The organism is Streptomyces sp. CB02366, from assembly GCF_001905905.1.
GTDB lineage: Bacteria > Actinomycetota > Actinomycetes > Streptomycetales > Streptomycetaceae > Streptomyces.
Window position 1 is genome coordinate 615,706 of record NZ_LIVT01000004.1, and the last position, 10,170, is coordinate 625,875.

The 10,170-nt window shown below is 76.5% G+C and carries 1 protein-coding gene and 1 pseudogene (1 of these 2 only partly in view); one reads left to right on the forward strand and one right to left on the reverse strand.

Annotated features, from left to right (window positions below; all coding sequences use genetic code 11):
* Positions 1-9,962, reverse strand: the 5' portion of a protein-coding gene (locus tag AMK24_RS16980) for a lonely Cys domain-containing protein (protein ID WP_143203715.1). The gene continues 21,622 nt to the left of window position 1, outside the view; 9,962 of the gene's 31,584 nt are visible here — the first part of the coding sequence; the start codon lies at positions 9,960-9,962; the stop codon falls past the left edge of the window.
* Positions 9,963-10,020: 58 nt separating this feature from the next.
* Between AMK24_RS16980 and AMK24_RS16985 the strand changes: the two are divergent.
* Positions 10,021-10,170, forward strand: a pseudogene (locus AMK24_RS16985) (daunorubicin/doxorubicin resistance ABC transporter ATP-binding protein DrrA); the annotation flags it as partial.

The following is a 10,170-nucleotide window of genomic DNA, read 5'->3' on the forward strand; positions in this document are numbered from 1 at the left end:
CCGGGGCGGACGACGCCCGGGGCCTCGTTCTCCACCAGGGCGGTCAGCTCCCGGCGCATCCGGTCGCGGCGTTCGCGGCGCTGGGCCGTGCCGTCGAGCTGGGTCACCGACATGACGATCGCCTTGCCCAACTGGCGGGTCCGGGCGTACCGGTCGGGCAGCGGCACGTCGAGCGGGTTCGGCGTCAGGGCGGGGACGCCCGGCATGCCCGCGAACCAGGCCGCCAGTTGGGCCACGGCCTGGGCGGGCGCCAGGTACGTGACGGCGCGCGGCAGATCGACGGCGACCGTGACCGGGGCGTAGGCGCCCAGGCCGACGGTGTTCCCCGCGATGTTGCGCACCCCCCACCTGACGGTCATCAGCAGCGTCAGGTCGTTGCCGATCCACAGGGTGTCGCCGCTGAACTCCGTGGCGTGGGTGATCTTCGTGGCGGAGCCCACGGTGCCGGTGGCGTCGGTGCGGCGGGACTGGGAGTAGCGGCCGCCCGGGTTGGCCTGGTGGACCAGCAGATCGGGCGGGGTGGGGGCCGACTGCAACGCCGTGACCTGGAGGTTGCCCTGGTGGGTGACGCCGACGCCGCGCTGCCGTCCGGCGGTGTCCCCGCTCATGACGTCCTGCTCCGAGTAGAGCGATTCGGAGCCCAGGCGGCGGGGGTTGGAGAGGTAGCCGGTGATCTCCAGCATCATGACCTGGTCGGCCGCCATGCCGGGCAGCGTCAGCCCCTCCACCACGTAGGCGCCGCCCAGGATCTGCTGGGCCCGGGAGATGAGCTGGCCGGGCCTGATCGCGTCCTGCCGGGCCTCGGCCGCCACGGTGCCCCGGTCGTTCAACGAGGCGCCCGCCACGGCGACGGAGGTCCACTTGTAGGTCGCCGCGACGCCGTCCGTGGACGTCCTGGCCGCCCAGATCACCGGGGTGGCGGCCCAGTTGACGGCGGAGCCGGCCCGGTTGACGGCGCCGGACAGGGGCGCCGGGAGCGCCTCCTTCACCGCGGAGCCCCGCCGGGCGGTCTCCGTGGCCAGCCCGGACAGGGTCGCGGAGGCGCGCTGGACCGCCCGCCCGACACGGCCCCGGCCCGGGTTGCCGGGGTAGGTGCCCGCGACGATGCTCCGCAGGGCCTCCATCAGCGCGGTGGTTCCCCGGAAGGTGTCGACGAGCGCGCCTTCCGGCAGCCGGGTCAGGCCGGGCAGCGGGCGGCCGCGGTCGTCGACGAGGGCGAGGCGCCGCTGGTCGTCCGTCGCCCCGCCGTCGGTGACCGGTTGCCGGATGACATGGCCCGGGCGGGGGGCGGGCGCCGGGGTGGGGGCGGGGACGCGGGTGCGGTAGTGCGGCACCAGCAGCCGGACGCTTCCCGGCACGGTGTGCGCGGAGGCCGCCTGGAGCTGCATCTCCACGTCGCCGTCGGCCTCCGCCTCCTCGGCCCGCACCGGGTTCCCCTCGGCGTCGGTGTCGGCGAACCGGACGAGCGGGTCGTCGTCGGCGCCCTCGTACAGGTCGAGGCCGAGCCGGGCGGGCACCTCGAACAGTTCGCTGCCGTTGCGGGTGGTCATCGTCAACTGGTCGTAGCCGACCTGTCCGGCGCTGGAGGAGGCGTCGGTGAGCTGCCGGGTGCCGAGGTAGTCCGGGGCGGTGTTCAGCCCCCACGAGCCCTCGGCGAGCGGGGCGTTGAGGCCGCCGCCCCCGCCGAGGGCGCCGCTGAGCGCCGTGCCCCGCTGGCGGGCGCCGCCGGACTCGTAGGAGCTGGAGCCGATGTGCAGCACGTCGGGCAGCCGGCGGCTGTGGACGGCGGGCCGGGCGGTGTCCCGCGCGGCGGTGAAGACCAGTTGGACCCGGCGGGTGCCCGAGACGGCGTTCGGCCGCTCGAACCAGACCGGCTCCCCGCCGTCCACGGCGTCGGGCGCCGAGGAGGCGAGGCCGAAGGTCGAGCGCATCTGCCGCAGCCGCCGCAGGTTCTCCAACTGGGCCACGACGAGCGGTTCGTCCAGCCGGAACGCCGGGGCCCTGTGCCGGGGCCGGTCGGGCGGCAGGAACCCTTCCCGGCGCAGCCACGCCTCGGCCGCCGTGAACAGCGGGTCCGCTCCGTCCACCTTGAGGGGCGTCTCGGTGTACCCGATGCTCTCCAGGTTCTCCAGGTGCTCGGGGAGTTCGCGCAGCTCCGCGGGGGTCGGGCGGTGGCCCGCCATGGTGGTCCGCTGGGCGATCCGCAACCGCAGGCCGTCCTCCCACGGTCCGAACGTGCTGCTGACCAGGCCGCCGCCGGCCCGGTGCAGCCGCACGGTGTAGGTGACCCGGCCGCTGGTCAGCAGGTGGCTGCTCTTGGTGCGGAGCCCGTGCATGAGCGTGGCGCTGCTGACGTTGCTCAGCTGTTCGTTCAGCTGCCAGTTGACGGCGGCCTTGCCCATCAGGTTGCCGCCGAAGGACGAGCCCGCCGCGGGGTGGCCCGGGGCGTGGTCGGTGGTGAACGACGGGCCGCCCGCGCCCTCGACCCCCACGCCGCTGGTCAGCTTCGCCGACTTGTCCACGCTGGAGGCGTGCGAGAACCACGTCTCCAGGGTGGACTTGCCCTCGGCGCTCCGGCGCATCGGCCGTCCCGGCTCGATGACCGCGGTCAGTTCGAGGACGCCGACCGCGTTGCCGTCCTCGTCCAGGAGGGTCGGCGAGAACACCCCGCCGTCGCGCTGGAGGTGCGGGGTGCCCTGGAGCATCCGCTGCGAGAGGAAGTTCTCCAGCGCCCGTTCCGAGTCGTCGTCGAGGCTGCGCAGGGCGTCGAAGGCGTCGTCGCGGAGCAGTTCGGTCAGCAGGCGGCGCGGTTCGGCGACGCTGTCGCCGCCCCACAGCGGCAGGTCGTCGACGTCGCCGGGCTCCGGCAGCCCGGCGGGGTCGTCGCCGTCGAAGGCGAGGTGTTCGTGGAACCAGATCGTGAGGGCGCCGTGCGACCGCTCGGGCAGCCAGTTGTCGGCATCCCCGTCGCGGGGGGTGTCCAGCTGGATCTGCCACCGCCCGTCCACGTCCATCGGGTGGGCGGGTTCCTCGGCCTGCTGTTTGCTGGTGACGAGGAAGGTCTCGCCCACGGTGACGGACTGGGTGAGCTGGTTGTGCGTCGCGGAGACGTTGACGGTGCTGTCCCACCAGCGCAGCGCACCGGCGCTGTCGTCCGGGAAGATCCCGCTCCACGGCACCGAGCCGGTGCGGATGTTCCCCGCGCTCTCCGCGTGCGAGGACGACTGGCCGCCGCCCGCCCTGGCCTCGACCCCTATGTCCGGGAGCGTCGGCGGGCGCCGGTCGGCGCCCTGCCCGTACTTCGCGGACCGCACCGGGTCGGCGTAGGAGAGGCGTACGTCCACCGTCCGGTCGCGGCCCGCGTGCCGGAGCGTGATCCGGTACCCCTGGCGGCTGCGCAGGTACGGCCGGTTCAGCTCGACCTCCTCGGCGCTCAGCACGTCCTGGAGCCGGGTCAGCAGCCCTCGTCCGTCCGTGCTGTCCGGGTCGGCGCCGAGGGCGGTGACGATCCGCCGGTGCAGTCCGTCCAGGACGGTGGCGGGGGTCGGCTCGTGGATGACGAGGCCGATGTGGCCGTCGTGGCGTCGGCCGTGGTCGAGCAGGTACTGCGAGAGTCCGCGGGGCGCGGTGGCGGCGGCCCCCGCCGCGGAGGAGGTTCCGAGCGCCCGGCCGGTGAACGTGTGGAGGGCGCCCTGCTGGGCGGAGGCGCCGGGCAGGGCGGCGGGCCGCCGGGGCTGCCAGTGATCCGGCCGCTGTGCCGTCTCCCCCGTCAGCACGATCACGTTCCGGCCGCTCGCCGGGTGGGGCAGGAGGGCGCCGGGCAGTTCGGACAGCAGCGTCGTCCGGGCCGTCCCCGCACGCCCGGCGACGTGCTGGGCGAGCCCGCCGGGGTTGGTGTGGGCGCCGACCATCAGGAGCGGGGCGTGCAGGGCGATCTGCTGGTGGACCCGGTCGTGGCGCAGCAGGGCGGCGATCTCGCTGCCCGGCACCCACCGGCTGGAGCCGTCGGGCCAGGGCATGGAGATGTGGCCGTTGGTGCTGTCGGCGTGGACCACGTACGCGTTCGCGGCCGATCCGGCGGGGGTGGCGGGCCACGGGGCGGGGTGCGGGGTGGCGGCGTCGAGGCCGCCGTCGGGCGAGAGGAGGTACCCCTCGGTCGCGATGTCGCCGGTGACGGGCCGGCGGGTCCAGTCGCGGCCGGTCGGCACGCCCTGGGCGGTCAGCCGGGTGCCGTCGTCGAGGGCGCCGTGCCGTACGAGGTCCCAGGCGGCGAGGTCCGCCGGGTCCGCGGGGTCGAACCCGGAGACGGCCGCACCGGCCATGAGCCACAGCAGACGGTCGCCCGCCTCGTCCGGCGTCGGTTCGGCGGACGGGTGCAGGTGGAGCGCCTTCTTCGCCAGGGCCACGGGGTCGGTCGTGTTCCGCAGGGCCTCGGCGCCCCGGACCGCGCCCCACACCAGCCGGCTCACGTCCGTACGCGTCACCGCGCCCGCGTCCGGCAGCCGCAGCACGTCGGCGGCGAGCGCGGCCAGGTCCCGCCCGGCCAGGCGCTTCAGCGCCCAGTCCAGCGACGGCAGGGGCGTGTACTGGTGCAGCGTCAGCCGCCCGGCGGCGGCCTCGTCCTTCTTCGCGGCGGCGTCGAGCAGGACCCGCCGGACGTCGTCCCGGGACGGCGGGTCGTTGCTGGTGCGCCGGTGGCGCGCGTGGACGGCCAGGTGCAGGTGGTGCAGGGTGAACGGGCCCGCCACGCGCAGATGCGGATCGGCCCGGCGCATGTTCTCCAGGGCGCCGATGCCTTCGAGCAGGGTCCGGAACCGCCCGTCCGCGGCCACGTCCGCGCCGAACGACCGCCGCAGGGCCTTCACCAGCCGCAGCGTCGTGTCGAGGACGTCGGCGGGGACCGGGCCCTCCCCGGTGTGCAGTCCCGCCGTCCGTGCCAGGGCGGCCAGTTCGGCCGGTCCCGGTTCGGGGAGCAGCAGGCGGCGGGCGCCCGGTTCGCCCGAGGGGCCCGCCAGCACGCCCGCCTTCGGGGTCTCGGCGCGCATGAGGACGTGGACGCGGTCCACGGCCATGACGGCGGCGCCGCTGCCGTTGGCCACTCCCTGGGCGTACGAGGTCACTCCGAGGACGTCGAAGACGTACGGGGGTTCCGCCGCGTCCGTCAGGTAGGGCAGGTCCTCCGCCGAGGCGTCGGCCCAGCACGACCCGAGGTCGATGACGGCGTCCGGGCCGAGCTTCCGCATGCTCGGACGACGGCGGATGTACCGGCCCGTCTCCTCCCCGCCGACCTGGACCGGCGGGCGGCCGTCCGCCACCTCCATCACCCCGCGCAGCGGCATGCCGTGCTGCGCGAAGTGGTAGACCGGACGCCCGTTCTCCAGCAGCGCGGCCGGTTCGCCGATCGTCCCTTCCGACACGGGGTCGAACTGGGCGAACTCGGTGATCTCGGCCATGGCTTCGAACATGGGCTCGTTCGTGACCAGGTCGGGGTCTGACATCGTGACGCGGCCGAAGGAGCGGCCGTCGTCGCCGATGGTCCGCGTCTTGATGGAGGCGTCGGGGAGGACCGTGCCGTCCAGAGCGGTCACGAAGCCTTCGTCGGCGGTCCCGTGGGGGCCCAGGTCGTCGGCGTCGCTGCGGAACCAGCCGCCCAGGGGCAGCCCTTCGGACCGCCGGTTCTCCACGACGATCCGCTCGACGCCGGAGGCGGGGTCGGGGACCAGGCCGACCCGGCCGCTGTGCGCCCAGACGCCGTCGCGGCCCGTCCGGAACGCCAGGGTGCGGGGCAGGACCAGGCCCTGGTCGCCGCCGTGGCCGAGGACCAGGACGACGGGCGTGCCAGCCGGAAGTCCCGCGACCCCGGGGTCGCGGGCCACCAGCTCCACGAACTCCTGCCAGGGCACCTGGAGTTCGCCCTGCCCCCAGGGGAGCAGGACGTGGTCGTGCCCGCCCTCGGCCACCACGACGTACGCGCCCGCCTCGGCGTTCCACAGCGGCTCCAGCGGTCCCTGGAACTGACCGTTGCGCCGCTGCCACACCTGCGTGGTGTCCACCGGGCCCACGGGCCGCCCGGTGAGGTTCAGGCCCTGGTAGGCCCCGTCGCCCGTGAGGATGTGGCGCCCGTGGTCCAGCGCGCCCCCGGCCGCCAGGTGGTAGGCGCCGAGCGAGGCGAGGCTCGTCGACCAGCCGGCGGCCATCGCGTTCTCCACCGTGGCGAGGAGCCCGGTCCGCAGCTCGGCCGGGACCTCGGCGCCGGCGGGCAGGTGGAGCACGCGCCGGGCCAGGGCGTCCGGATCCGGGGCGCCGCCGGGTTCCTCCAGCAGCGCCAGCCGCTCCAGTTCGGCGACGGCCCGCGCGTACGGCTGCGCCGTCGCGGGCGCGCCGCCCGGCACCCTTTGGGGCAGGCCCAGTTCACGTCGCACGCGGCCGGCCAGCTCCGTACCCGACACCGCGTGGGCGCCGTGCTCGGCGAGGTGCCGGGCCACCCGCCGTACGGCGTCGAGGTGGTCGCCGCGCGCGTGGCGGGAGTCGGCGAGCACCGGATGCAGTTCCAGCGGCAGCACCAGCGAGGCCGCCCGCCGCCACGCCTCGGCCGGGTCGGCGCCGGTCGGCGCTCCGGGGGCCCGGGGCGTGGCGCGCGCGAACTCCTCGTAGGCGGCGTGCCAGGTACGGCGGGAGGCGCGGGCGGCGATCCCGTCGAGCGCCTCGGTCCAGGGGCCGGGCCGGTTCATCAGCAGGCGCACCTGCTGGACGGGGTCGGTGATCCCGCTCTCCGCGAAGCGCACGGAGCCGTTGAGGGCTGCCTGGAGGGCGGGCCCCTGGTCGGGGGCGACGCCGGCGGCGGCCAGCTCGTCCGCGGTGATCAGGTCGTCGGGCGCCGGGCGCGGCGGGTCGCCGGGCAGGTCGTCGGCGGTGACCAGCGCAGCGGTGGACCGCCGTTGGACGTCCGTACGGTGGACCCGCGGCACGATCGACGCCACGGCGGCGTCGAGGGCGGCGTCCGCGCCGAGGTCGCGCAGCCGGTCCAGGGCCGCGTCGAGCCGCCGCTGCGCCCGGTCCACGTCCTGCCACGCGCCGTACAGCCGCGCGGTGTCGCCGCTGCCGCCCCGGCCGCCGGCCACCCGCTCGTCGAGCGCCCCGGCGGTGCGGGCGGCCCGGCCGAAGGCGGCGACGGCGTCCTCGTACTCCCGGCGGGCCGCCTCGACGGCGTCCTCGGCCCCCGTGGAGGCGGGGAAGTCCAGCGGGGCCGGAGCGTCGGCGGGCGCGCTCTCCGGCTCCGTGCTCCGGCCCTTGCCCTTGCCCGCTCCCGGGGCGGCGACCGTCCCGGCGCCCGGACCGACGGCGGTGGCTGTGGCGGTGGCGGTGGCGGGAACGGCGACGGGCGGGGTCTCCTCGGGGTCCTGCCCGGGGGCCGGGCGGCCGTCCGCGTTCGTGGACGTGTCCGTGGACGTGTCCGTGGGTGTGGACGTGTCCGTGGACAGGGACGTGGACGTGGGTGTGGAGGTGACGGGCGCGGTGGCCTCGGCCGGTCCGGTGCCCCCGACCGGTCCGGTGGTCTCCGCCGGTGCACTGGACGTGGTGCGGAAGGGGACGGCCGCCGCGACCGGGGGCTCGGGGTCGGCGGCGCCGGGTGCGGGCGTCCGCAGGGCGCGCGCCGGGTCGTCGATGCCGCTCGGGGGGCGGGCGCCCCGGGCGGTGAGCGGGTGGTCGACGGGGGCGGCACTCGTGACGACGGACTCGACCGCCTCCAGGAAGTGCGGCGGAACGGCGGGACCGGGCGTCCGCGCGCCCGCGTCCTTCGGCCGCACCAGTCGGCGCAGCAGCGCCTCGGCCTCCGGGCCCCGGGCCGGTACGCCCGCGTAGCCCAGCACGTGCCGGAGCACCGCCGCGTCGTCGCGGGCCTGCCGCTCCGCCGCTTCCTCCGGGGAGGCGGCCGGATCGGCGGTGTGGAGCCGCCAGTTGAGGTGGTCGGACCCGTCCGGCCGTGCGGTGCGGCTCAGTTCGACGGCCTCGGGGTGGTCGGGCGCGGCCGTGAGCGTGAGGTCGAGGTGTACCTGGTCGCCCGCCCCCGGGAGCACCAGGCCGTTGTTCAGGTGGGTGTCCAGGAACGTGCGCATCCGCTCCTGCAGGGCGTCCAGCTCGGCCGGGGGGAACCCCTCCCCCGTCCGGACCGGCAGGTGGAGGGAGACGTTGCTCAGCCAGCGGCCGTCGTCGGCCTGGACGCGCTGGACCCACGCCCGTACGGGGGTCTCCGGGCCATGGGGCGCAACCGTGTCCGCCGGGGCGCGGCCGGGGTCGAGGGGCGGGTCGGTCCGTACGGCGGTGGCGGGCGCGTCGTGCCGTCCCGCCCGCCACTGCTCGGGCCGCACCGGATCGGCCACCGGCACGGCGGCCTCGGGTGTCGGGCCCGCCGGGATGTCCGTGCCGGGCTCGGCTGCGGGGTCGCCCGTGGGGTCGCCGGTGGGGTCGCCGGTGGGGTCGCCGGTCGGCAGGTCCGAGGAGGTGCGCACCGCTTCCGGCGGGGCCGGGGCGGTCCCGGGCCCGGTCGCGTTCCGGCCCGCACCCGGCGCGGGAGCGGTGTCACCCGTGCCGGTGGCACGCGGCTGGGGTGCGGCCGGAGTCGCCGTGTCGTCGGCCGGGTCCTGCCGGTTCTCCGGGGCCGTCGAGTCCGCCGGGTCCGTCTCCTGCCGGCCCGGCAGGTCGTTCGTGTCGCCGCGCCCGCTCTGGCCGTTCGGGGAGGACTGCTGCGACGGCTGCTGCGACGGGTTCCCCGACCCGGAGCCGCCCTGCTGCGTGCCCTGGTTCCCGGCCGCGGGGGCCGGGGCGTTCGGCCCGGCGGAGGTGGCGACGGGGGTCGGAGGGGCGACGGCGTCCGTGTCCGCGCCGGCCGGGGCCGGGAGGCCGCCGGTCTGCTGGTGCGCGGTGGCGTCGGGGCCCGTCTGCCCGCCGGTGCTCCGGCCGCCGGTCCCCCGCCCGGGCACGTCCTGTCCGGTTCCGTCCTGTCCGGTCCCGTCCTGCCGGTGGTCCTGTACGCCGTCGCCGTTCCCCTCCGCCGGGGCGTCGTCGGGGAGGTCGGCGGTGTCGGCGCCGTTCGAACCGCCGACAGCCCCCGGGGGCGGGGCGGTGGACGAACCCTTCGGCCCGGTGAGGTTGTCGGGAAGGCCGCTCGTCGATCCCGAGCCGTTCGGGGACGTACCCGGCAGGAGGCCCGGAGCCGGGTCGGCCGCAGGGTCCGGGGCCGTGTCGGGCGTCAGGTCGTACGAGGCGGGGTGGGTGCTCGTGCCGGTCCCGGGCGCGCGCCCCGAGGTAGGCGGGGGCGTCATCGGCGTGGTGTCGGGCAGGGACGAGGACGGCAGCGCGGTGGGCGTGGACGTCGAGGACGACGGCAGCGACGACGTGGGCGGCGGCAGGTGGGGCAGGGGCGAACCACTCGTGCCGGGGAGGCCGTTCGTGCCGGGCGTCCCGTCCGTGCCGGGGAGGCCGTTCGTGCCGGGAAGGCTGTTCGGGCCGACCACGCCGTTCGGGCCGGTCAGACCGTTCGGGCCGCTGACGCCGTCCGCGCCGCCCGTGTTCCGGGGGGCGGGGCCGGTGGAGCCGGTCGGTGCGTCGGAACCCGCCTTCGGCAGGGTGTTCCCACCGGTCGGGGACGACACCGTCGGCGGCGGCGTGTACGGGGGCGGCGGCAGGACGCCGATCCCGCTGCCCGGACCGTTCGACAGGTCGGCCGGGACGGTGTCCGGAAGGGAGGCGGAGGGGCCGGGGGTGAACAGGCCGGTGTCCACCACCGGGGGGCTCTTGACGGCCGGGCCGCCGGACTTCTCCGGCCCCGAGGGTCCCCCGTCACCGCCGCCCAGCACGCTGTCGGGGCCGGGCAGGTCGTTGATGTCGGTGAACCGGTCGTTGTTGAAGTAGTTGTCGTAGATCGAGAGGGCCCCCGCGCCGACCGCCAGCCCCGCCCCCATGTCGAACACGGTGCTAGTGCCGGAGCCGACGAAGGTCGCCTCCTCGATGATCCTCGACCCCGACGTGCTCTTCCTGGACGAGCCGACGACCGGGCTCGACCCGCGCAGCCGGGGCGAGGTCTGGGACGCGGTACGGGCGCTGGTGGCGGGCGGTACGACGGTGCTGCTGACCACCCAGTACCTGGACGAGGCGGACCGGCTGGCCTCG